The 25,074-nt window shown below is 52.5% G+C and carries 20 protein-coding genes and 1 other RNA gene; 19 read left to right on the top strand and 2 right to left on the bottom strand.

The window, feature by feature from the left end; genetic code table 11:
* The first annotated feature begins 193 nt into the window (after positions 1-193).
* The 12 genes from ACFPVS_RS11780 (at position 194) to rnpB (ending at position 10,824) form a co-directional block, all read left to right on the top strand.
* Positions 194-634: a hypothetical protein gene (locus tag ACFPVS_RS11780; RefSeq protein WP_123804768.1), complete on the top strand. Its 441-nt coding sequence runs from the start codon at positions 194-196 to the stop codon at positions 632-634.
* A gap of 24 nt (positions 635-658) precedes the next feature.
* Positions 659-910 carry a methionine-binding protein gene (locus ACFPVS_RS11785; protein WP_123804769.1) on the top strand — a complete coding sequence of 84 codons (252 nt, stop codon included), beginning with the start codon at positions 659-661 and terminating at the stop codon, positions 908-910.
* Positions 911-1,086: 176 nt separating this feature from the next.
* Positions 1,087-2,943: an ABC transporter ATP-binding protein gene (locus tag ACFPVS_RS11790; protein ID WP_123804770.1), complete on the top strand. Its 1,857-nt coding sequence runs from the start codon at positions 1,087-1,089 to the stop codon at positions 2,941-2,943.
* Between the two features lie 127 nt (positions 2,944-3,070).
* Positions 3,071-3,979 (top strand): patatin-like phospholipase family protein, encoded by a 909-nt coding sequence (locus tag ACFPVS_RS11795; RefSeq protein ID WP_378595798.1) that lies wholly within the window; start codon positions 3,071-3,073, stop codon positions 3,977-3,979.
* Between the two features lie 119 nt (positions 3,980-4,098).
* Positions 4,099-5,202 carry a peptide chain release factor 2 gene (gene prfB / locus ACFPVS_RS11800; protein ID WP_123804772.1) on the top strand — a complete coding sequence of 368 codons (1,104 nt, stop codon included), beginning with the start codon at positions 4,099-4,101 and terminating at the stop codon, positions 5,200-5,202.
* A gap of 159 nt (positions 5,203-5,361) precedes the next feature.
* Positions 5,362-5,955, top strand: coding sequence for a YdcF family protein (locus tag ACFPVS_RS11805; RefSeq protein ID WP_378595799.1), 594 nt, complete (start codon positions 5,362-5,364; stop codon positions 5,953-5,955).
* Positions 5,956-5,999: 44 nt separating this feature from the next.
* Positions 6,000-6,602, top strand: coding sequence for a YdcF family protein (locus ACFPVS_RS11810; RefSeq protein WP_378595800.1), 603 nt, complete (start codon positions 6,000-6,002; stop codon positions 6,600-6,602).
* 228 nt (positions 6,603-6,830) lie between these two features.
* Positions 6,831-8,201, top strand: a complete 1,371-nt coding sequence (purB, locus tag ACFPVS_RS11815) for an adenylosuccinate lyase (RefSeq protein WP_378595801.1) — start codon at positions 6,831-6,833, stop codon at positions 8,199-8,201.
* 95 nt (positions 8,202-8,296) lie between these two features.
* Positions 8,297-9,163, top strand: coding sequence for a ribosome small subunit-dependent GTPase A (gene rsgA / locus ACFPVS_RS11820; protein ID WP_123804776.1), 867 nt, complete (start codon positions 8,297-8,299; stop codon positions 9,161-9,163).
* A 104-nt stretch (positions 9,164-9,267) separates the two neighbouring features.
* Positions 9,268-9,495, top strand: a complete 228-nt coding sequence (locus ACFPVS_RS11825; RefSeq protein WP_378595802.1) for an exodeoxyribonuclease VII small subunit — start codon at positions 9,268-9,270, stop codon at positions 9,493-9,495.
* Complete coding sequence (locus ACFPVS_RS11830) at positions 9,479-10,375, top strand: polyprenyl synthetase family protein (protein ID WP_123804778.1); 897 nt, start codon at positions 9,479-9,481, stop codon at positions 10,373-10,375. The genes ACFPVS_RS11825 and ACFPVS_RS11830 overlap by 17 nt, the downstream gene beginning before the upstream one ends.
* Before the next feature lie 86 nt (positions 10,376-10,461).
* Positions 10,462-10,824, top strand: an RNA gene (gene rnpB, locus ACFPVS_RS11835) — RNase P RNA component class A.
* Positions 10,825-11,017: 193 nt separating this feature from the next.
* Here rnpB and sstT read toward each other — a convergent pair.
* The gene (sstT, locus tag ACFPVS_RS11840; RefSeq protein WP_378595809.1) at positions 11,018-12,238 is read right to left on the bottom strand and encodes a serine/threonine transporter SstT; all 1,221 of its coding nucleotides are present in this window, start codon (positions 12,236-12,238) and stop codon (positions 11,018-11,020) included.
* 349 nt (positions 12,239-12,587) lie between these two features.
* Here sstT and ACFPVS_RS11845 point away from each other — a divergent pair, with 349 nt between their 5' ends.
* From ACFPVS_RS11845 to ACFPVS_RS11870, 6 genes are all read left to right on the top strand, one after another.
* Positions 12,588-14,438, top strand: coding sequence for an autotransporter assembly complex protein TamA (locus ACFPVS_RS11845; RefSeq protein WP_378595803.1), 1,851 nt, complete (start codon positions 12,588-12,590; stop codon positions 14,436-14,438).
* 176 nt (positions 14,439-14,614) lie between these two features.
* A complete protein-coding gene (locus ACFPVS_RS11850; protein WP_123804781.1) occupies positions 14,615-14,848 on the top strand; it encodes a hypothetical protein in 234 nt (77 codons plus the stop codon).
* Between the two features lie 252 nt (positions 14,849-15,100).
* The gene (locus tag ACFPVS_RS11855; RefSeq protein ID WP_378595804.1) at positions 15,101-19,273 is read left to right on the top strand and encodes a translocation/assembly module TamB domain-containing protein; all 4,173 of its coding nucleotides are present in this window, start codon (positions 15,101-15,103) and stop codon (positions 19,271-19,273) included.
* Positions 19,274-19,499: 226 nt separating this feature from the next.
* A complete protein-coding gene (locus tag ACFPVS_RS11860) occupies positions 19,500-20,390 on the top strand; it encodes a homocysteine S-methyltransferase family protein (RefSeq protein WP_378595805.1) in 891 nt (296 codons plus the stop codon).
* A gap of 69 nt (positions 20,391-20,459) precedes the next feature.
* Positions 20,460-20,630 carry a hypothetical protein gene (locus ACFPVS_RS11865; RefSeq protein WP_158608778.1) on the top strand — a complete coding sequence of 57 codons (171 nt, stop codon included), beginning with the start codon at positions 20,460-20,462 and terminating at the stop codon, positions 20,628-20,630.
* A 56-nt stretch (positions 20,631-20,686) separates the two neighbouring features.
* Positions 20,687-22,294, top strand: coding sequence for a tannase/feruloyl esterase family alpha/beta hydrolase (locus ACFPVS_RS11870; RefSeq protein ID WP_378595806.1), 1,608 nt, complete (start codon positions 20,687-20,689; stop codon positions 22,292-22,294).
* Positions 22,295-22,483: 189 nt separating this feature from the next.
* Here ACFPVS_RS11870 and ACFPVS_RS11875 read toward each other — a convergent pair whose 3' ends face one another.
* Entirely contained in the window at positions 22,484-23,113 is a 630-nt protein-coding gene (locus ACFPVS_RS11875; RefSeq protein ID WP_378595807.1) for a tellurite resistance TerB family protein, read from the bottom strand.
* A gap of 221 nt (positions 23,114-23,334) precedes the next feature.
* On the opposite strand from ACFPVS_RS11875, the gene ACFPVS_RS11880 reads away from it, so the two are divergent.
* On the top strand, positions 23,335-24,765 hold the full coding sequence (locus tag ACFPVS_RS11880) for a basic amino acid/polyamine antiporter (protein WP_378595808.1): 1,431 nt from the start codon (positions 23,335-23,337) through the stop codon (positions 24,763-24,765).
* Positions 24,766-25,074: the final 309 nt, after the last annotated feature.

Below are 25,074 nucleotides of genomic sequence, written 5' to 3' on the forward strand. Positions count from 1 at the left end.
CTGTCGGCTACAGAACCCGGCTTGAAAAGGCTGTTTGAGAAAGATTCTTAACTTGTCCAAGTATTGGGGGACGGTTCATCTTATTTTCAGACGGCCTGTTGTTTAAGTATGTTGGGTCGAGGCTCAACTTTTTGCTGAAATGTTTTTCAAATGGAAATGATCATTCAATATTTTATCGAAGAAGATGGCTTATATGAAAAAATCTATCAGGCAGTTTTACTCATTGGTTTCAGTTGTTATCTTGGTTTTTAAGGAAAGTGCTTTAGATGACGAAGATCATGAGAGATGGCGTCAACGTATGAGGCAAACCCGTTTTGATGCTGAAAACCTTGAGGCTTATCTTAAGGATACGATAAATACGTTTGAGTTGATTGCTGTCGGGTTGCATGACTTGGAACTTCAGAGTAAAAAGGGCGTTCAGATGCGTCAAAGTCTTTTGCATTCGGTTATTATGGCAATCAATGCGATGAACCGGGCATTGCAGGAAAAAGATAATGGTTTCCAATCTGCGGAAGTCGGGAAAAGCGTGATTACATTGCAAAAAGCAAAATTGGAAATGGAAAAGCAGAGAATTTTGTTGGAGAAATCATTGCGGAAAAAATGGTTTTGGTTCCAGCCGTCTGAAAACAGGTAAAATATTTTATACGGCCGGGTCATTATGGGAGTTCATTTGGTGAAAATTAAAGTTTTATTGGTTTTGTTGCTATCGGCGGGCGGCTGCGTATACCACGAAACGCCCTACGGCCGTACCGCCGTGATTGATTTGCCGACGCGCTCGGAAACGGTGATTCACAAAACCGTCAACGTCAACGCGCCGCCGGGCACAACTGTGATTTATCAGGACAGCACGCCGGTGGGGTATCCGGCAGGCTATCCTGTGTATCCGCGCCGATATAACCGTTATGATTGAGGCGCGGCGGGGCGGTTTTCCGGTTTAACATTCGCCTCGGCCTTGTTTTTCCAGTAAAATTACCCATACCGTTTTCACAAATATTTTCTAAAACTTTTTCTCAAAAATGTTTCAGACGGCCTGCTTCATTGTAAAAGGCCGTCTGAAACATTTGATTTTAAAAAATACATAACAAGATGATTAATAAAATATTTTCATGGTTTGAATCGCGCATCGACCCGTATCCGGCCGATGCGCCCGCCACACCGGAAAAAGGCTTGTGGCGCTTTGTGTGGAGCAGCATTGACGGCGTGCGCAAATGGATCGTCGTGCTGGCATTGGCAACGGCAGTCATCGGCGTGATGGAGGCTTTGCTGTTCCAATTCATGGGTAAAGTCGTCGATTGGCTCGGGAAATACACGCCCGAAACGCTGTTTGCCGAAAAAGGCTGGGCGTTGGCGGGCATGGTGGCGATGATGATTTTTTCGATGGGCTGGACATTTTTCGCGTCCAATCTTCGCCTGCAGACGTTGCAAGGCGTGTTCCCCATGCGTTTGCGCTGGAATTTCCACCGTCTGATGCTCAATCAAAGCCTGGGTTTCTATCAAGACGAATTTGCCGGGCGCGTGTCGGCCAAAGTGATGCAAACTGCGCTGGCCTTGCGTGATGCGGTGATGACCATTGCCGATATGGTGGTGTATGTACTGGTGTATTTCATCACTTCCGGCGTGATTTTGGTGGCGCTCGATTCGTGGCTGCTGCTGCCGTTTATCGGTTGGATTATCGGCTTCTCGCTGGTGATGCGCTTTCTTATTCCGAAGCTGGGTAAAACCGCCGCCGCGCAAGCCGATGCCCGCAGCTTGATGACCGGCCGCATCACCGATGCCTATTCCAATATCACCACCGTCAAACTTTTCTCCCACGGTGCGCGTGAAGCGGCGTATGCCAAGCAGTCGATGCAGGAATTCATGGTGACGGTGCACGCACAAATGCGCTTGGCGACGCTGCTGCATACTTGCAGCTTCTTCGTGAATACCGCGCTGACGCTTTCTACCGCTGCTTTGGGCATTTGGTTGTGGCAGCAAGGCTCGGTCGGCGTGGGTGCCGTAGCGACGGCTACGGCCATGGCTTTGCGTGTAAACGGTTTGTCGCAATACATCATGTGGGAATCGGCGCGGCTGTTTGAAAACATCGGCACCGTCAACGACGGCATGTCGACTCTGACCAAGCCGCACACCATCCTCGACAAACCCAAAGCCCTGCCGCTTAAAGTCGATCATGGCCAGATTAAATTCGAGCATGTCGATTTCTCTTACGAAACCGGCAAACCGCTGCTCAATGGGTTTAACCTCACCATCAAACCGGGTGAGAAAGTCGGCTTAATCGGCCGCAGCGGCGCGGGTAAATCGACCATCGTCAATCTGCTGTTGCGCTTTTACGAACCACAAAGCGGCAGCATTTCGATTGACGGTCAGAATGTGAACGGTGTCACCCAAGAAAGCCTGCGCGCGCAAATTGGCTTGGTAACGCAAGACACATCGCTGCTGCACCGTTCTGTGCGTGACAACATCATCTACGGCCGCCCCGAAGCTACCGATGAAGAAATGCGCCAAGCGGCCGAACGCGCCGAAGCGGCCGACTTCATTCCCAATCTTTCCGATGCCAAAGGCCGCCGCGGCTACGATGCCCACGTCGGCGAACGCGGTGTGAAGCTTTCCGGCGGCCAACGCCAACGCATCGCCATCGCCCGCGTAATGCTGAAAGATGCGCCGATTTTGTTGCTCGACGAAGCCACCAGCGCATTGGATTCGGAAGTGGAAGTGGCGATTCAGGAAAGTCTCGACAAAATGATGGAAAACAAAACCGTCATCGCCATCGCCCACCGCTTGTCCACCATCGCCGCGATGGACCGTCTGATTGTGTTGGACAAAGGCCGCATCATCGAAGAAGGCTCGCATGCCGAATTACTGGCCAAAAACGGTTTGTATGCCAAATTATGGGCGCACCAAAGCGGCGGTTTCCTGAGTGAAAACGTGGAATGGCATCAAAGCTAAACGTTTCTGGAAGCAAATAAAATGCCGTCTGAAAATTTAGATTAATTTTCAGACGGCATTTTTGTATTGTGCCATAATTTCATTTTCCGTTACGACCGGATTATTCTTCAAAAGGCTGTCTGAAATCATGAACCTGATCCCTACCGCATTCCGTTATGTGCTGATGTCTGCCGGCGCGCTGGCTTTAGCCGCCTGTACCGCCGTTTTGCCGAAAAACCAATCTGTGACCGCGCCGAAACCGGTTGTCAAAGCCAAACCCAAAGCCGTCATCGGCCTTGCGCTCGGCGGTGGCGCCTCGAAAGGTTTTGCCCATATCGGCATCATCAAAGTCTTGCAGGAAAACGGCATTCCCGTGCATGTCGTGAGCGGCACATCGGCAGGATCGATTGTCGGCAGTCTGTACGCTTCGGGTATGTCGCCCGACCGCTTGGAATTGGAAGCCGAAATCTTGGGCAAAACCGATTTGGTGGATTTGACCCTCTCGACCAGCGGTTTTATCAAAGGCGAAAAACTGCAAACCTACATCAATCAAAAAGTCGGCGGCAAACCGATGGAGCGCTTCCCGCGCAAATTCGCCGCCGTGGCCACCGATTTTGAAAGCGGTAAAGCGGTGGAATTCAGCCGCGGCAATGCCGGCCAAGCCGTGCGCGCATCGGCTTCGATTCCGAACGTGTTCCAGCCCGTTACCATCGGCGGCCGACGCTATGTTGACGGCGGTTTGTCGCAACCGGTGCCGGTGACCGCCGCCAAAAACCGAGGCGCCAATTTCGTGATTGCGGTGGATATTTCCGCCAAACCGGTGAAAAACGTCAGCCGCGATTTCTTCTCATACCTCGACCAAACGCTCAACATTATGAGCACCACCTCGCTGCAAAACGAATTGGGCAAAGCCAGCGTGGTCATCAAGCCGCAGGTATTGGAATTGGGTTCCATCGGCGGCTTCGACCAGAAAAAACGCGCCATTCGACTGGGCGAACAAGCCGCCCGCGCCGCTTTGCCGGAAATCAAACGCAAATTGTCGGCGTATCAGTATTGAGGGTTGGGGCCGTCTGAAAAACCATGTTTCAGACGGCCTGTTACTTGGCTTCGTATATAGAAAAAAACACGCAAATCCAGTACAATACGCCCCTAAAATTTTGAAAGCGCAAGAAAATCATGGAAGCTGAAGTTATTAATCAGTTGAACAACACCTTAGACGATTTGGAACAGCGCAGCGCCGACATCCGCGTCTACATGGATTACCAAGGCAAGAAAGACCGCTTGGAAGAAGTCATCGGTTTGTCGGAAGATCCCGAGTTGTGGAACGACCCGAAAAAAGCCCAAGAAATCGGCAAAGAGCGCAAAATCCTCGAAGGCATCGTGTTGACGCTGGACAACATCGCCACTGGCATCGACGACAACCGCATGCTGATTGAAATGACGGTCGAAGAAAACGACGAAGAAGGTTTCGCCGCCGTGCAGGAAGATGTGGCCGGTTTGGAAAAACAAATGGCCGAGCTCGAATTCAAGCGGATGTTTAACCAGCCGGCCGATCCGAACAACTGTTTTATCGACATCACCGCCGGTGCGGGCGGCACGGAAGCGGAAGACTGGGCGGGCATGCTGCTGCGCATGTATTCGCGTTTTGCCGAACGCCGCGGCTTCAAAGTGGAAATCTTGGAAGAAGACGAGGGCGAAATCGCCGGCATTAACCGCGCCACCATCCGCTTGGAAGGCGAATACGCCTACGGCCTGTTGCGCACCGAAACCGGCGTGCACCGCTTGGTGCGCTACTCGCCGTTTGACTCGAACAACAAACGCCACACGTCGTTTTCATCGGTGTTTGTCTATCCCGAAATCGACGACAGCATCGAAGTGGAAATCAATCCTGCCGATTTGCGCATCGACACCTACCGCGCATCCGGCGCCGGCGGTCAGCACATCAACAAAACCGACTCTGCCGTGCGCATCACCCACGAACCGACCGGCATCGTGGTGCAATGCCAAAACGACCGCTCGCAACACGCCAACAAAGCCGCAGCGATGGACATGCTGAAAGCCAAGCTGTATGACTTGGAAATGCGCAAACGCAACGAAGAAAAACAAGCCTTGGAAGAAGGCAAATCCGATGTGGGTTGGGGCAGCCAAATCCGCTCGTATGTGCTGGATTCGTCGCGCATTAAAGACTTGCGTACCGGCTATGAAGCCGGCAACACCAAAGCCGTGTTGGACGGCGATTTAGACGGCTTTATCGAAGCCAGTTTGAAACAGGGTGTGTAAAGATTCAATGAAGTAAAGGCCGTCTGAAAATTTTCAGACGGCCTTTTGGATTGAACCAGTTGGTATGAATGGACTCTAAGGTATTTGTGTTTATACATCGGTAATCTTCCTCCGGCAATCAGGCAGAGCGGAAAGGCAGATTCGATGGTCAGTAGGAATATGTTGAAAAAAATATTATTGGTGCTTTTGATCTTGATTGTTTGCGCCATCATCCCGCCTGCTTGGATTATCCTGCAGGATGTGTTGGTGTCGCGCCAAACGGTTGACGACATCCGTCCGGCCGATAAAGCGATAGTGTTGGCCACCAAAGCGTTTGAATACGGCAAACTCAATCCGTGCCTGGTTGCGCGGGGCGAAGCGGCAGCCGAGCTGTATAACGCGGGCAAAGTCAAAAAACTGATTGTCAGCGGTGGTATCAGCCGGGATTTGCAATATAGTTCGCATCATTTGCAGTTGATTGCCGAGCGCAAAGGTGTGCCGCCGGCGCACATCGAATTGGAAGAAAAAGCCGGCTCGACTTATGAAAATATGGTGTTTTCCGACAAGTTTTTGCAAGACAGCCCGCGAATCGTGCTGGTGAGTGCCGGTTTCCATCTGATGCGCGCGCGTTGGTTGGCGGAAAAACAGTGGCCGGATAAAGACATACAAGTCTACGCCGCCCCATTTTGTTCTGAACCGCGCAGCGGCTATCTTTACACCATTGTGCGCGAAGTCGGTGCTATCTTAAAAAACGGCTATTTGGGAAGATACTGAGCCTTTTGCCATAACAACGGCAACATCTTTCAGACGGCCTTTTGATGAAAAACTTAAAAATGATAGTCTATTTGCTGATTCTGGCCGGCCTGACCTTCTTTGCCGCGCTCTACGCCGTATACCGCAGCGAACAGGGCGCCGTGCGCCAATCCGAGCAGCAGCCGCCCCACAAAGCCGATGTGGCGATGGTGTTGGGCAATATTGTCAACCGTCACGGGAAGCCCAATCCGTGTTTGCGCAGCCGTGTCGAAGCAGGCGTGTGGCTGTATCGTGCGGGCAAAGCAGATTATCTGCTGATGAGCGGCGGCACCGATGCCGATGGCAGCAACCAAGCCGAAGCCATGCGTGAGATGGCGGTGAAGCTCGGTGTGCCGTCTGAAAAAGTGTGGCTGGAAAACCAGTCCGAAACCACTTATCAAAACATCAAATTCAGCACCCTGCTTCTGAAAGACCATCACGACGTCATCATCGTCAGCGACGGTTTCCATTTGCCGCGCGGCTTGTGGTTGGCGCGGCATCAATGGCCGGAAAAAGATCTGCAAACTTTCGCCGGACGCGATTGTGGTGATTCGGCGGCGGTGATGTGGCGCAAACGTATTCGCGAAGTGTTGGCGTGGGTGAAGGCGCTGGTGTTGGATCATGATTAATAAAAGTCTCAGGCCGTCTGAACGTTCAGACGGCCTTTGTGTGCCTAAAACCACGGCCGAATCAGCCAAACCGGACACATTAAGTTGGCCGGTTATCAGGATTTTTACGTAAAATTCGCGTATAATTCCCAACAATTTCGTCGGCAGCCGTCTGAATCCGACATCATCGCGTTTAAAGCTGCCGCTTTTCCTGATCCCGAAATTCACACGTTCCCATAGGAAACCATCATGATTAACCCGATTGCCGCCCTTTCCCCGTTAGACGGCCGCTACGCCAAATCCGTTGAAGCCCTGCGCCCGATTTTTTCTGAATACGGCCTGATGAAAGCCCGTGTCAAAGTCGAGCTGGAATGGCTCAAAGCCTTGGCTGCCGAACCGAAAATCAGCGAAGTGACTGCGTTCAGCGACTTTACCATTGCCGAAATCGACAAAGTGATTGCCGGTTTCTCGCTTGATGATGCGGCGGCGGTCAAAGTCATCGAAGCCACCACCAACCACGACGTAAAAGCCATCGAATACTGGCTGAAAGAGCGTTTTTCCGGTGTACCGGAAGTGGCGGCGGCGAGCGAGTTTATCCACTTTGCCTGCACCAGCGAAGACATCAACAACCTGTCACACGCCCTGATGTTGCAAGAAGCTTACGAAACCGTGTTGCAGCCGGAATTGGACGAAATTATCGCCAAACTCACCGAAATGGCGCATGAATTGGCTGCCGTGCCGATGATGAGCCGTACCCACGGCCAACCGGCCACCCCAAGCACCGTCGGCAAAGAAATCGCCAACGTGGTGTACCGCCTGCAACGCCAAGCCAAGCATCTGCAAGCACAGGAATTTTTGGGCAAAATCAACGGCGCAGTCGGCAACTACAACGCCCACATGGTCGCTTATCCCGATGTGGATTGGGAAGCGCATTGCCGTCAGTTCATCGAAATCAGCCTCGGCCTGACCTTTAATCCATACACCATCCAAATCGAACCGCACGATTACATGGCTGAGTTTTTCCAAGCCGTCAGCCGCGTGAACACCATTTTGATCGATTTCAACCGCGACGTATGGGGCTATATTTCACTGGGCTACTTCAAGCAAAAAGTCAAAGCCGGCGAAGTGGGCAGCTCGACCATGCCGCACAAAGTCAACCCGATCGACTTTGAAAATTCCGAAGGCAACTTGGGCATGGCCAACGCCGTGTTGGGTTTTTTGTCGGAAAAACTGCCGGTTTCCCGCTGGCAGCGCGACCTGACCGACAGCACCGTATTGCGCAACATGGGCGTGGGTGTGGGTTATACCGTATTGGGTTTGGTTGCCCACCTGCGCGGCTTGAACAAACTCGAAGTCAACCCGGTTGCCTTGGCTGCCGATTTGGATGCCACTTGGGAACTCTTGGCCGAGCCGATTCAAACCGTAATGCGTCGTTACGGCGTGGCCAATCCGTATGAAAAACTGAAAGACTTAACCCGCGGCAAAGACGGCATCACGCCGGAAGTATTGAAAGTGTTTGTCGAATCGCTGGAGATTCCTGCCGATGCCAAAGCGCAATTGTTGGCATTGACCCCTGCGCTGTATGTGGGTAAAGCGGAAGAATTGGCAAACCGCATTTAAGCTTGAAACATAATCAAGGCCGTCTGAAAATTTAGTTTTCAGACGGCCTCTTGCATATTCCTGTAAAATAAGCTTTTTTCCAACCAAAGCCAAACATGAGCCACACCGCCCAAATTATTACCAGCTACGGCCGCCGTTATATTGTGCGCACACCCGACGGGCAAACCTTTGACGCCACCACGCGCAAAAAACGCGTTGATTTTGCCTGTGGCGACCAAGTCGAAATCAGCCCGATTAACGCCGAACAGGTGGTGATTGAAGATTTTCTGCCGCGCCAAAGCCTGCTTTACCGGCAAGATGCATGGAAAACCAAGCTGATTGCGGCCAATGTCAGCCAATTGCTGATTGTGACCGCGGCCGTACCCAGCCCAAGTGAAGTCCTGTTGCAACGCGCCTTATTGGCGGCGGAGGCGGCGGATATTGAAGCGGTGATTGTGTTGAACAAGGCCGATTTACCCGAAACCGCCCAATGGCGTGACAAACTCGCGTTTTATGAAACCTTGGGCTACCGCGTCGTCGAAGTCAGCGCACTGGATGGCGCAGACAGTTTGCGCCCCTTATTGCACGGCCACACCAATATTTTCTTAGGTCAAAGCGGCATGGGCAAATCTACACTCACCAACGCGCTTTTAGGCAACCAAGCCGCGCGTACCGGTGACATCTCCACCGCCCTCGACTCCGGCAAACATACCACTACTCATGCACAACTCTATGATTTAGATAATGAAACCCAATTGATTGACTCTCCGGGCTTGCAGGAATTCGGCCTGCATCATCTCGAAGCCACCTCTTTATTAAATTACTTCCCCGACCTGCGCCATCTTGCCGGGCAATGCCGCTTCCACAACTGCACCCACCGCGCCGAACCCAACTGCGCCGTCAAAGCCGCCGCCGAAGCAGGCGAAGTCAGAACCGAGCGGGTGGAATTTTTGCAGCGCGTGACAGATGAATTGCTGCGGTAAGTGTTTTATGAAAACAAAGGCCGTCTGAAAACGATGCTTTCAGACGGCCTTTTTCACGTTTAAAAATGCTACAATAAGCTTTTGATTTTTCCTGCCTGATACCCATGAAAAAAGCCGCCCCAAAATCCTTCGAAGAAGCCCTGAAACGCTTGGAAACCTTAACCCAAGCCATGCAGAGCAGCGATATGCCGCTGGAAGATACGCTCGCTGCCTATCAGGAAGGCAACGAATTGGTGCAATATTGCCAAGAAAAACTGGCCGAAGCCGAACAAAAATTGCAGGTTTTGGATGCCGGCGAACTGAAGGAGCTCAACCTTGACCCAAGCGAATGATTTAAAAGCATGGCAGCAAAAAGCCCAAGCGCAAACCGAATTGCTGCTGGAGCGCTTCTTGCCGTCTGAATACACCAAACCGGCAAAGCTCCACGAAGCCATGCGTTATGTCACGCTCGGCGGCGGCAAGCGTTTGCGTCCGCTGTTGGTGTTGGCCGCCTCTGAATTGGGCAAGGCCGACAATGCCGCGGTTGAGCAAGCCATGGCCGCGATTGAGATGGTGCACGTTTATTCACTGGTGCACGACGATATGCCGCCGATGGACAACGACAGCCTGCGCCGCGGCAAACCGACCTGCCATGTGCAATACGACGAAGCCACCGCGCTGTTGGTCGGCGATGCGCTGCAAACACAGGCGTTTGACGTATTGAGCCGCGCCACCGGATTGCCTGCCGCGCGCCAGCTTGCTATGTTGGCCACGCTCGCCAAAGCCAGCGGCAGCTTGGGCATGGCCGGCGGTCAGGCAATTGATTTGGCCAATGTCGGCAAGGCGATGAATCAAGCCGAATTGGAAGAAATGCACGGTCTGAAAACCGGCGCGCTGATTCGTGCCGCAGTGGTATTGGGTGCATTGGCCTGCCCTGATTTGAGTGACGGACACATCGTCCGGCTCGACCGGTACGCCACCAAATTGGGTTTGGCTTTCCAAGTGATCGACGATGTGCTCGATTGTGAAGCCGATACCGCCACGCTCGGTAAAACCGCCGGTAAAGATGCCGACAACGATAAGCCGACCTATGTCAAACTGATGGGCTTGGCCGAAGCGCGCGCTTACGCCGAAAAACTGACCGCCGAAGCCGTGGCCTTGTTGCAGCCGTTTGGCGACAAAGCCACTCATTTGCGCCGTTTGGCGGAATTTGTGACGGCGCGTAAAAATTGAGTTTGTGGATTTGTTAATGCGAAAAGGCCGTCTGAAATGCTAAACCCAAGTTTCAGACAGCCTTGTGTTATAATCGCTTCCGCATACAGGCCAGACAGACAGTCGCCGCGTAACGCGTAAGGCTTACGGGGAGGAAAGTCCGGGCTCCAAAGAGCAGAATGCCGGCTAACGGCCGGGCGTGGTAACACGACGGAAAGTGGAACAGAGAGCAGAACCGCCGATGATTGCCTTCGGGTAAAACAGGTAAGGGTGAAAAGGTGCGGTAAGAGCGCACCGTGCGCTTAGTAATAAGTTGCAGCAGGCTAAACCCCATTCGGAGCAAGACCAAACAGAACGCATTGACGCGGCTCGCCGAGCGTTCGGGTAGGTTGCTGGAGCGTATCAGCAATGGTGCGACTAGAGGAATGACTGTCCGACGACAGAACCCGGCTTACCGTTTGACCTGTGTGCACAGAACCGTCAAGGCCGTCTGAATGTGTTGTATTCAGACGGCCTTTTGTTTAAGCGGCTTCATCGATGCTTAATGAAGATGGTTGAGATTAGATGCGTAGCGTGTTTGGCAATGTATTTGATGGTTCAAATCAAAAAGGCCGTCTGAAAATCAACGGCGGATTTTCAGACGGCCTTTGTATATCATGGTATTTATTCGCGGTTGCGGCTCATATCCGCTGCGGCGGTAAATAAGACGTCGGTGGAAGAGTTCAGCGCGGTTTCGGCCGAATCTTGCAACACGCCGATGATAAAGCCGACGGCCACCACCTGCATGGCCACATCGTTGGAAATACCGAACAAGGCACACGCCATCGGAATCAGCAGCAGCGATCCGCCTGCCACACCGGACGCACCGCAGGCACCGGCCGTGGCCACCAAGCTCAAGAGCAGCGCGGTCAGGAAGTCAACGTGGATGCCCAAGGTATGCGCTGCGGCCAGCGACAATACGGTGATGGTAATGGCCGCGCCGCCCATATTGATGGTGGCACCCAATGGAATCGAGATGGAATAGGTGTCTTCATGCAAACCGAGTTTCTTGGCCAAGGCCATGTTTACCGGAATATTGGCGGCAGAAGAGCGGGTGAAGAAAGCAGTCACACCGCTTTCGCGCAGGCAAGTCAGCACCAACGGATACGGATTGCGGCGGATTTTCCACCACACAATCAGCGGGTTCACCACCAATGCGATAAACAGCATACAGCCGAGCAACACGGCGAGCAGTCGGGCATAGCCGGCCAAAGCACCAAAGCCGGTTTCGGCCACGGTCGAGGCGACCAAACCGAAAATACCCAAAGGCGCAAATTTAATTACCCATTTCACCACGGTGGAAATGGCATCGGCCAAATCGGCCACCACTTGACGCGTAGTATCCGAACCATGATTGCGGATGGCAAAACCCAGCACCAAGCCCCAAGCCAAAATACCGATGTAGTTGGCATTGGCCACGGCGTTAACCGGATTGGCGACCAAGTTCATCAATAAGGTTTTCAATACTTGGACGATACCCGAAGGCGGGGTTGTGGAAATGTCGCTGGCGCTGGACAAAATAATGTGGGTCGGGAACATCATGCTGGCGATCACGGCCACCAACGCGGCGGCGAAAGTGCCGATGAGATACAGGCCGATAATCGGTTTGATATAGGCTTCGTTGCCTTTGCGGTGTTGCGAAATGGCGGCTACCACCAAGATAAACACCAAAACCGGTGCCACGGCTTTCAATGCGCCGACAAACAAGCCGCCGAGCAAGCCGACGGCCAAGCCTGCATTAGGCGCAATCCAGCCGACAACAATACCGAGCACCAAGCCGATGGCGATTTGTTTCACCAAGCTGACGCTGTTGACCGCGTTGAGAAGAGGATTTTCACTGGACATCATTCATCCTTGTGTTAAAAGTATGTTAAGAATAAATTACATTCTAAAATAAAACCTTACCATCTGTGGAAATTTTGAGTTAAAATTCGATAATTTAGAATAAAGTTTTATTAAAAATAAAAATATAAAAATAAATGGTTAATAATTTTGTTTTATTGGTATTATATTGTTTGGATAAATTGAATAATATGTAGTATGGATGAAGAATTGTTAACGATTTTTGCGGCCAAAAAAGATTTACCGTTTTCAGACGGCCTGAAGCCGTGTGAACACAGGGTTCGGCTGTTAAAAGAAGGCATAAATAGTGTTAGAATCAGAAACTTTCGAATTTCCGTAATATTTGGCAACTATGAACAAGCTGACTCCGCCGATTCTCTTTACCACGCTGTCGCTGGCCTGTATGCAGGCATTTGCGGCCGATGCGTTTGTGCCCAAGGCCGATGATTACGAGCCTGTGCCTGAATCGGAGCGCGCGCAGCCGCCAAGCATGAGCACGGAAGCAGTCAAACTTGATCCGAAATATCCGGTCAAAATCGAAACCGACAACAGCGAAATTAAAGAAATGGTAGAAACCCATCTGCCGCTGATTACCCAGCAGCAGCAAGAAGAGCTGGATAAAGAGCAAGTCGGTTTCTTGGCGGAAGAAGCACCGCAAAACGTGACGGCCATGCTGCGCACCAAAGGCTATTTCAACAGCCAGACCAGCATTCGTGACGATAGCGCTACCGACGGCTATGTGGTTAATATCATTCCCGGCCCGCGCACCAAAATCGACAACGTCAGCGTGGCGATTATCGGCGATGTGTTGTCTGAAGGCGATGTCGGCGATTATTACAAAAACGCCATGCAAAACTGGCAGCAGCCGGTAGGCGATAATTTTGACCAAGACCGTTGGGGCAGCAGCAAAACGTCTGTTCTATCGGCGGTTACGCGTAAAAAATATCCGCTGGCCAAAATCGCCAATTCACAGGCCACCATCGATCCCACCCGCAATACAGCCGATTTGGAAGTAATGGTTGAGAGCAACCGGCCGATTTATTTCGGCGATTTCCAGATTGCCGGTGCCAAACGCTATCCGGTGAATGTCGTTTCCGGGATGGCGCGTTTTGAACCGGGAGACCCTTACGATTTGGATAAGCTGCTTGATTTTCAACAGGCTTTGGAGCAAAACGGTCATTATTCCGGCGCCTCGGTGCAGGCTGATTTTGACAATCTGAACCAGGACCGTGTGCCGGTGAAGGTGAATGTGAGCGAAGTGAAGCTGCATAAATTGGAAACCGGCATCCGTTACGATTCGGAATACGGCTTGGGGGGGCGCATTGCTTACGATTATTACAACTTGTTCAACCGCGGTTACATCGGCTCGGCGGTGTGGGACATGGACAAATACGAAACCACCGTGGCCGCCGGTATCAGCCAGCCACGTAAGAGCAACGGCAAATACTGGACCTCCAACCTAGCCTATAACCGTTCAACCTCGCAAAATCTTGAAAAACGCGCCCTCACCAGCGGCGTGTGGTATGTGCGCGACCGCAATAATATCGATGCCCGCCTCGGTTTGGAATTCATCATTGAAGAACGCAAAGTCCCCGACACCGATTACGATTTAGGCCGCAGCCATGCCACCATGCTTACCGCGTCGTGGAAACGCCAAGACATCCAAACCACGCTGCGTCCTGAAAACGGCTATTATCTCGACGGTAAAATCGGCGCGACTTTAGGCGAAGTGCTGTCGTCCACCATGATGGCGCGCGCCCATGCCCGTGCAGGCTATTTTTTCACGCCGGAAAACAAAAAAACCGGCACCTTCATCGTGCGCGGACAGGCCGGGTATGTGTATGCCAAAGAAGGTAAAGAAGTACCGTCCAGTCTGATGTTCCGCACCGGTGGCGCATCGTCCATCCGCGGTTACGAGCTCGATAGCATCGGTTTGGCCGGCCCCAACGATTCGGTCTTGCCTGAGCGCGCCATGCTGGTGGGCAGCCTCGAATACCAATATCCGGTCACCAAAAGTTTTTCCGGTGCGATATTCCACGATGTCGGCGATGTGGCGCACAATTTCAAAGACATGACCATGAAACACGGCACCGGTTTGGGTGTGCGCTGGTTTAGTCCGGTAGCGCCGTTCTCGTTTGACGTGGCTTACGGCCATCAGGACAAAAAACTGCGCTGGCACATCAGTTTAGGGACGCGTTTTTAATGGTTCAGACGGCCTTTAATGCCGTCTGAAAGCGCCCTACCCTGCGGCATAAGTAATTTCGGCGCCCTATATATATAAAGATGAAGGCATGATATTGATGCCACCCCAAGAAATTGAAACGCTTTTGGATTTTAAGCCACCAAATATAATGGTGCAGCAGCGAACAGACAGCCCATATGGATGTATTAAACGTTATTTATGTCGGTCCACTTGCCGAGCATTTTCTTGTGCGACATGAAGCATTACACCGACATTTCGAGCGTATTCACTCCGATGGCGCCACCGGCATAGTGCGACAGGCGTATCATCAGATTTGCCGTATGCCGGGTGAAAATGACGTGTTGCTGACATTTGGCTTTGCCGCTTATCAACAAGACGTAAGCGGTAAAGCAGAGATTTTCTTGTCGTGAAATATACCGTTTATTTTTCCGTTTTTCCGTAAGACCGGTGGCAAATGATTGATGGTAATGCGTTTAATCCGGATAGCATTCCTAAGGCACGCGGAAGGCAGGTGTGATGATGATTTGTGAAAACCAATTGCCAAATTCATTCGCTCAATATTATCGATAAAGCCCCATCGCAATTTTTGTCATGTTCAGACGGCCTATCAGCTATAGAAGCCGTCTGAACATAAAACCTTTTATTTTTTGTATCGTATCACCATGACTACAGAACAAGAACCTACTGCTGCGGCGGACACGCCGCCAACCGACAACAGGCCGTCTGAAACGCCGCCTAAGCGCAAACGCCGCTGGCTGCGGGTGTCGGCATGGCTGGTATTGTGTGCGTTGTTGTGCCTGTTCGGATTGGCGGGGTGGATTGCCGGCACCGAATCCGGCTTGCGCTTCGGCCTCTACAAAATGCCGTCGTGGTTTGGCGTGAACATCAGCTCAAAAACATTGCAAGGCACCTTGATTGACGGTGTGCGCGGCGACGAATGGCTGATTGAAACCAAAGGCGCCGACATCAAAATCAGCAAACTCACGCTGCAATGGGTGCCGTCTGAACTGACTGTCCCGAGCCTGCACATCAAAGAATTAATCGCCGGCGATATCGCCATTGTCACCAAGCCAACCCCGCCGAAAGAAGACAAACCTTCAGACGGCCTGCCTGAAAACGTCGACTTGCCGGTGACCGTGTTCATCGACCATGCCGAAACCGGCAAAATCACACTAGGCCCGAGCTTCGACAAGCAAACCGTTTATATCGAAAAACTCAAAGCCGCCTATCATTATGACCGCAAGGAACACCGCTTGGATTTGGCCGAAGCCAAAACACCGTGGAGCGAATCGGCCGGCTCGGTGGTATTGGGTTTGCAAAGCCCGTTTTCACTCAATACCGCGATTTATACCAAAGGCGAATTGGAAGGCCAAACCATTCACGGTACCACCCGCTTAGGGGGCAGCCTGCAAGACGTGAATACGCAAATCCTGCTCGATGGAGAACATGTGCATTTGCACGCCAATTCGATTGTGCATCCGTTTGCCAAGCAGCTTAACGATATTGTCGGCGAAGTGCATGTGAAGGGCATCAACATCAATCCGGTGGCGTTTTTGCCGTCGCTGCCCAAAGCCAATCTGACTTTTGACGCCATTCTCGTGCCATCGTTTACCGACGGCATTGCCTTAGATGGCGCGCTGGACTTGAGTAACAGCCAAGCCGGTTTTGCCGACAACAACGGCATTCCCGTACGCACCGCCTTGGCGGAATTCACCGTTGACGAACAAGGCATGGTCAAAATCAATGAGGCAGTGTTTGATTTGCTGCAGCAAGGCCGTCTGAAAGCGGCGGGCAGCATCGATACCGTCAAGCAGCAATTGGATTTGGCCATCGGTGTGGAAAATGTCGCCGCTGCCGATGCGGTGCAACAAAACATTGCAGGCCGTCTGAACGGCAACATCAACGTCAAAGGCGAGACCGCATCGCCCAACATTGATTGGTCGCTCGACAGCGGTTTTGCCCGTACTACCGGCCTGCTGTCCATCCTCACCGACAAGCTGCAAGGCCAGCGTACGCTTAAGCTTTCAGATGTGAAATTAACGCCACAGGACGGCGGAGAAATCACAGCCGGAGGCGAGATTCAGCTCTTTCAAAATCAATTGCTTAAGCTCGATATTGTGAGTAAAAATTTCAATCCGAGCAAGATGGATAAGCAGCTTCCGGTAGGCAATATCAACGGCAGTATCGCGCTGACGGGCGAATTGGCCAAGCAGAAATTCGGCGGCAAAATGCAGTTTGGCCCGAGTATGCTCAATGGCGTGTCCTTGAGCGGTAAGGCCGATATTTTGTATGAAGACCAACACCTGCCGCGTGCGTTGACCGACCTCAAACTCGGTACCAACGTCATCAATACCAGCGGCAGCTTCGGCAAAAAAGGCGACCACCTGAATCTGAATATCAGTGCGCCCGATTTGTCGCGTTTCGGTTTCGGTTTGAGCGGTTTGCTCAATGCCAAAGGTTATTTGGGCGGCGACCTTTCAGGCGGCATCAAAACCTTGGAAACCGATTTATCCGGTGAAGTGCGCGCCCTGCATGTGGGCGGTTTGCTCAAGGTGCGCGATTTGGATTTCAAACTCAAAGGTTCGCCCGATGTGACCAAGCCACTTACGGTCGAAGTCACAGGCGACCGGATTGTATTCGCAGGCCAAACGCCGACCGTAATCGACACCATCGGCCTGAGCATGAACGGCACCGGCCTGGACCACCGTATCCGCGGTACCGGCAATATGGTTTTGGACAGCAAACCTTACAAGCTTGACCTGGATGCCAACGGCGGCCTCAATCAAGACCTAGACCAATGGAAAGGCGTGGTAAACGTGCTCGACATCAGCGGTGCATTTAATCTCAAATTGCAAAACCGCATGAACTTAGAAGCCGGTGCCGAACGTGTGGCGATGAGTCCGGCGCGATGGGCTGCGATGGGCGGCGTGTTGAATCTGCAAAGTTTTGTGTGGGACAAGCGCACCGGCATCACCACCAAAGGCAGCGCTCAAAATCTGCACATGGCCGAGCTGCACAATTTCTATCAGCCACCGGTGAGCCATAATTTGGTGTTGGGCGGCGATTGGGATATGTCGTACAGCGAAAACGCCCGCGGCTATCTGAATATCGTACGCCAAGGCGGTGATGTGGTTCTGCCGCAAAATAACCAACCTTTGGGCTTGAGTACCTTGTCTTTGCGCACCCGTTTCCAAAACAACCGTATTGATGCGCAGTTGGACGGCAACAGCCGTTTCGGCCGCGTGAATGCTGAGGTCGGCATTAACCAGCAATTCGGCGGCAATTTGGCCAATGCGCCGCTCAACGGCCGCGTGAATGCCAATATTTCGGATTTGACCGCATTACGCCCGCTCTTGCCGCCGTCAGCGCAGAGCTTGAGCGGCAGCTTCAGCGGCACAGCAGTGTTGGGCGGCCGCGTAGCGACACCAAGCATCGCGTCTAATCTGAAGCTCAACACCAATTATGGCAACGGTGACGGCATTATTAATATTGGTCAGGGCAACAGCTTGGATACTTCGCCTTTGAGCGGCCGCATTAATCTGAATGTCGCCAACTTGGAAGTGTTCCGCAATTTCATTCCCGTCGGTCAAACCATCAAAGGCCGTCTGATTGGTGCGGTGAATTTGGGCGGCAGCGTCGGCGATCCGCTGTTTAACGGTACACTCAACGGCGACAATCTGTATTACCGCAATCAGGCGCAAGGTTTGATTCTGGACAACGGCGTATTGCGCTCGCGTCTGCAAGGCCGCCATTGGCTGATTGACAGCCTGAAATTCTATCGCGGCGGCACGGTCGAACTGAAAGGCCGTGTCGAATTGGAAGACGTGAATCCCGATGTCGATGTCGATATCGTGTTCGACAAATACCGCACGTTGTCCCGCCCGAACCGCCGTTTGGCGTTAAGCGGCAAGGCCAAAGTGCTGTATAACGTGCAGCGCGGCGTGTCTTTGGTGGGCGGATTGAAAGCCGACTTCGGCCAATTCGGTTTCCAAGATTCATCCATGCCGACTTTGGATGATGATGTGGTGGTGTTGGGCGAGCCGCCGAAAGAGCAAGCAGCCACCACGCCGATTTTCATGGATTTGGATTTGGACTTAAACGACAGTGTGCGCTTTGTCGGCGAAGGCTTGAACGTTACCCTGGGCGGCACATTGAAACTGACTGCCCGGCCGGGCGAAACAGTGCAGGGCATCGGTACGGTCAGGGTCATTAAAGGCCGGTATAAAGCCTACGGTCAGGATTTGGACATCACCAAAGGCACGATTTCCTTTGTCGGCCCTTTGGGCGACCCCAACCTCAATATCCGCGCCGAACGCCGCCTGTCGCCGGTTGGGGCGGGTGTAGAGGTGTTGGGCAATTTAAGCAATCCGCGCATTACTTTGGTGGCGAATGAAACCATGAGTGAAAAAGACAAACTCTCGTGGCTGATTCTCAACCGTGCCAGCAGCGGCAGCGACGGCGACGAAGCCGCCCTTTCCGCAGCCGCCGGCGCCCTGTTAGCCGGTCAAATCAACGACCGCTTAGGCTTGGTGGACGATTTGGGCTTTACCAGCAGGCGCAGCCGTGATGCACAAACCGGTGAACTCAACCCGGCCGAGCAGGTGTTTACCGTCGGCAAACAGTTGTCGCAAGAGCTGTATCTGGGCTACGAATACGGCATAGCAAGTGCCGATCAATCGATCAAACTGGTGTATCAGCTTACCCGTGCCATTCAAGCGGTCGCCCGTATCGGCAGCCGGTCATCGGGCGGCGAGTTGAAATACACCATCCGTTTCGACCACTGGTTTAAAAAATCCGACAAAGAAGAAGATTCGGAAAAAGAAAAACAACCTTAATGAGTAGTTGAGAACTTTGCAAAACCTCAGATTTGGGCGCAGTTCGGATTTAGAGCAGCACAGACAGTGCAGGCATATTACAAGATAGACAAAGCTTTCGAGCAGCGCATAATGAAGAAATGTGCCAAAGATGGGGATTTTGCAAAGGTCTTGAGGCCGTCTGAAAAGGTGATATACGACTTTTCAGACGGCCTTTATGATTAAACCGCTTGTCAGAAAGACAAACATGACCCCCATTATTTTAGATGGCGGCATGGGACGCGAGCTGCACCGTCGTGGCGCACCCTTCCGCCAACCCGAATGGTCGGCGCTGGCCTTGACCGAAGCCCCCGATATTGTGCGTGACACCCATGCCGACTATATCCGCACCGGTGCTCAAGTGATTACCGCCAACAGCTATGCCGTGGTGCCGTTTCATATCGGCGAGCAACGCTTCACCCAAGAAGCCGAAATTTTGGCTGCCACCGCCGGTAAACTCGCCCGCGAAGCTGCCGGCCAAAGCGGCAAGCCGGTGAAAGTAGCCGCATCACTGCCGCCGTTGTTTGGCTCATACCGCCCTGATTTATTCGATGCCAAGGCTGCCCCTGAATTGGCACGGCCGTTAATTAATGGTTTGAAAACCTATAACGATATCTGGCTGGCCGAAACACAAAGCAGCATTGCCGAAGCCGGGTTCTGGCGCAGCTGTCTGCCGGATGACGGCAAACCGTTTTGGGTGTCGTTTACTTTGGAAGACACGCACGAACACGATATGCCGGTGTTGCGTTCAGGCGAGCCGGTGGCGGAGGCCGCGCAGTCAGCCGCGGCTTTGGGCGCTCAGGCTTTGCTGTTTAATTGCAGCCGTCCGGAAGTGATGTTGGCGGCAGTTGAATACGCTAAATTAGCGTTAGAAAAACAAGGTAAGTCATTGAAAATAGGTGTTTATGCCAACGCCTTCGAGCCGGTGGAGGACGAAATGAATGCGGCCAATGACGGCTTGGACGATATCCGCCAAGACACCGCGCCGCCGAACTATTTGCGCTGGGCTCAAGAATGGGTGGCGGCCGGTGCAGGCATTGTCGGCGGCTGCTGCGGCATTGGGCCTGAGCATATTCAGGTGTTGGCCGAACAACTATAAATAGCGTTTCAGACGGCCTCATATTTATACGGGGCCGTCTGAAAATATGGATACTCGAAACAGCTCAATATGCGCCCTACTCTTGTGATCAATATCATCGGCAACCTCATCGGCTGGGGGCTTTATTTCCTACTGCTGCGTCGTTTGCCCCTGCCCGGTATCGTACAAATTATCTTGGCGTTTGCGTTGTGTTTTGCCGGAATTAAAATCGCTGGAAAAATCTACCGCCGCTTGAACTGAATTGTGTTCAGACGGCCTAACAATAGTTGGTTTTTTTGCAATCAAAAGGCCAGCCCATGAACCCGAAACTTGCTTTTGTGCTCTGCACCCCCTTTGCGGCTACTGCCTGCGGCAGCCTGAATCAACCGAAAAGTGTGGCCAATCCGCCTGCCGCCGCACAATGTATTGCTTTAAAACAAGTGCAGATTGAAAACACTCAAATCACTAAAGCAGAATGGTCAAACGACGGTCTGGTGGGCGCCGACCGCATGTTCTCGCTCACCGGCGGATTGACCGCCGACAAGCAGGCAGGGGCACATTGTGTGGTGGAAGGGGAGATTGGCGCACGCACGGGTGTGGACGGCAAACCTTACGGCACCAAATTCCAAATGCATGCGTTTACCGCAAAACTGGAACCGCAAGTTTCTGTTCCAAGGCGGTGGCGGGGTAGACGGTTTGTCGCGCCCGCTTTGGGCAGCATTCCGGTGCGCACTTCAAGCGCCACACCTGCTTTAGCGCGCGGCTATGCCGTGATCAGTATGGACGGCGGCCATCCTACGCCGACGCCTGATTTCGGTGCCGACCCGCAGGCGCGTTTGGATTTTGCCTACCAATCGACCGGCAAAGTGACGAAAGTGGCCAAGCAGTTGATTCAAAAGCTTTACCAAAGCGCACCGCAACGCAGCTATTTTATGGGCTGTTTCAACGGCGGCCGCGAGGTGATCATTGCGGCGCAACGTTACCCGACTGAATTTGACGGTGTGATTGCGGCCAATCCGGGTTTCCGTTTGTCGCGCGCGGCGGTGGCCGAAGTGTGGGACACGCACCAATTGATGAAAATCGCGCCGAAAAATTCAGACGGCCACAAAATCTTGGCCAACGCCCTCACCCAAGCCGATTTGGATCAGGTCAGCCAAGCGGTGCTCAACCGCTGCGATGCCAAAGACGGTTTGAAAGACGGCGTGATTAATGCATGGGAAAGCTGCGACTTCCGCCCTGAAATGGCCGGTTTAAGTTCTGCCAAAACCGCCGCGCTTAAAGCCGTGTTTGACGGCGCGAAAAACAGCAAAGGCGAGCAGATTTACAGCGGCTGGTTTTACGATTCGGGCATCAACGGCGAAGACTGGCGCCGCTGGAAATTGGGCACCTCGCAAACCGCCGAACCGAATGCCCGCAACATTACGCTGGGCTACGGTTCGCTAAAATGGTATTTCATGACGCCGCCCGTCCCCGATTTTGATTTAAGCCGTTTTGATTTCGATACCGATACGCCAAAAACCTACGCCACCGGCAAAATCAACGATGCTACCGATACTGATATGAGCGCATTCCAAAAAAACGGCGGCAAGTTCATCATCGTAACCGGCATTTCCGATCCGGTGTTTTCTGCCAAAGACCAACGTGATTGGTTTGTCGCCATGCAGCGCGACACGCCGAATGCAGAAAATTTCAGCCGCATGTTTATGGTGCCGGGCATGAACCATTGCGGCCGCGGCAAAGCGTTTGACGATTTTGACCCGTTCACTGCCTTGGAAAACTGGCACGACAAAGACCAAGCGCCGGAATTCATGCCGGCAAAAGGCAAATCTTTCCCCGACCGCAGCATGCCGCTGTGTGCTTATCCGAAAATCGCCGTGTACAAAGGCGGCGATGGGCAGAAAGCGGAAAGTTTTGTGTGTGAATGAATATAGCGGATTAACTTGGCTTTCGCTACGGCGTTGCCCGCTCCCTTATATACCAGGGGTACACGGCGGTCGCTGTCGCCTTGTCTTATTTCTATTTTAAACGACCATCAAACACGTCAATAGCAAAAGGCCGTCTGAAAAATCATCTTTCAGACGGCCTCTCATGCGCAATTATCCGTAATTAGCAGATTACAAACCCAATTGCTGCTCCAGTTTTTCTACCAATCCTTCGTCCAAATTCAGCGCTTCGGCCAGTTGGGCGAGGAACACGATTTCTTTGCGCGACATATCGTCACACACCACGCGGGCGGCGAGATAGGCGCCGGAAGCCAAAGCGCGGTCATTGCCGACGGCTTGGGCGATGTCGGCAATGCTGGCCGGATTGGCGTATTCGGCAGCCAACCAACGCAAGGTGGCCGGATCATCACCGCTCTCGTTGCTGATGAGCTGTTTCTCGTTTTCATCGATCAGGCCGTCTGAAGCGGCGGCGGCGATCATGGTGCGCAGCAATACGCGGCTTTGTTCTTCGGCTTTGGTTTCGTTCGGCTCGAAATCGCTCTTCAGCGGCATAGGCTTGGTCGGGTTGTTTTTCTGCCAGCCTTGATAGGCTTGGTAGGCCAGCATGCCCAGCGCGGCCAATGAGCCGACTTTGGCCAGCGAGCCGGTGTTTTTCTTTTTCAACAACATCGATACCAAGCTGGCTGCCACGGCGCTGCCGCCCAATGAACCGAGCAAACCACCGTTGTTGACACCTGCGGCAGGGGTGTTGTTTTTCTGAACGCTGTTCAAAACCAAATTCAATAAGCTGTTTAAGTTCATGGTCGGTCTTTCTTTTAATGAGTGAGTTGTGTTCTTAACATATCGGTTTTCCGTGCCATTGCCAAGCAGGAGGAAAGTTAAGTATTTGAAAAACCTGTTTACATTTACGGCCGTCTGAAATGTATTCTTACGCTAAGGGTATGTTTCAGACGGCCTTTTTAAGCATATCTACTGTAAATCGGTTAAAATCACTGCCCCACAAAAAATTCAGAAAGAGATTGATGTCTTCCAAATCCACAATCGGGCTGGCCGCGCTCACGGCGTTGGTGATCAGCTCCATGATCGGCTCGGGCATTTTCAGCCTGCCGCAAAACATGGCCTCGGTGGCCGGATCGAAAGCCTTGCTCATCGGCTGGCTGATTACCGGTGTCGGGATTATTTTCTTGGGCATTTCGTTTGCAGTGTTGGCCCGTTTGCGCCCCGACCTTGACGGCGGCATCTACACTTATGCACGCGAAGGCTTCGGCGACATGGTCGGCTTCTTCTCGGCTTGGGGTTATTGGTTGTGCACCACTGTCGGCATCGTCGGTTATCTGGTGGTGGCGTTTGAAGCGGTCGGCACCTTTACCGATACGCCGGATTTCGTGTTATTCGGCAAGGGCAACACTTTTTGGGCGTTTCTCGGCGAATCGGCGGTGGCGTGGCTGATTTACTGGCTGGTGGCGCGTGGAATCAAAGAAGCGGCGGGCGTGAACTTGGTGGCGACGTTTGTGAAGGTGTTTCCGCTGATTCTGTTTATCGGTTTGGCGGCTTATTTCTTCAACAGCGATGTATTTATGGCCGATTGGACGGGCGCGAGCTTGGCCACGCCGGAAAACCCCGACGCGGGCATAATGAGCCAAGTGAAAAATACTATGCTGATTACGCTGTGGGTGTTTACCGGTATTGAAGGTGCGGCGGTGTTGTCGAAACACGCGAAAAGCCGTGCCGATGTCGGCAAAGCGACTGTGTTGGGCGTGGTGTTGGTGCTGGCGATGTATGTGGCGGTTACCGTGTTGGCGCAGGGTGTTTTACCGCGTGCCGAGATTGCCGCGATGTCCAATCCGTCGATGGCAGGCGTGTTGGCGCACATGGTCGGACACTGGGGCAAAGTGTTGATTAGTGTGTGTCTGATTGTGTCGGTATTGTCGTCGTATTTGAGTTGGACGCTGTATGCCACCGAAATCCCGCACTTGGTTGCGAAAAACGGCGCATTCCCACCATCTTTTGTGAAGCTGAACCAAAACAGCGTGGCGCACGGTTCGCTATTGTTTACCACGCTGACGGTGCAATTGTGTTTGTTTTTGGTTTGGCAGACCGGCAACAGCTATGAAACACTGCTGCTGATTTCCACCTCGATGATTCTGATTCCGTATTTCCTCATCGGTGCGTTTTTGCTCAAGCTCGCGTTCACGCAGAATTTAAGCATCGGCATCAAACTCATCGGCCTGATTGCCACCGTGTACGCGCTGTGGATTGTGTATGCGGCGGGTGCGGAATATCTGCTGTTTTCCGTGTTGCTGTATCTGCCGGGCGTGTTGCTGTATCTTTATTCGCAATACAGACATCACGGCCGTCTGAAACTCAAGGGCTTTGAAAAAGCGATTCTGCTGGTGTTGGCGGTTTTGGCCGTGCCGGCGGTGCAGCAGTTGGCGGCCAGCCTGTCGGCTTGATACGGAACAAAAACCGCCTGCTTTTTAGACAGGCGGAAACCGAAGTTTTTTTGTTTTTCAGCTACTTCGTTATTGACTAAACAGCAGCACAAGTATTTAGATAATCCTAATGACTGTACTGAGTTTCAGCCTGAAATAGCCTTGGGCAGAGGTCTGTTTCATTTTGAAACCTTCCTTTCCAGGTCCGGTTTCGCAATAAAAGCCCCACTGCCTGAACTGACCCCAAAAAGCCGGACAGTTTAATCAAGCGGTTTTCAAGGACTGAATCCTGTACTGTACAGGACTCAGTCCTTTTAATTTGAGCTTAAT

The organism is Neisseria weixii (assembly GCF_042658245.1).
GTDB lineage: Bacteria > Pseudomonadota > Gammaproteobacteria > Burkholderiales > Neisseriaceae > Neisseria > Neisseria weixii.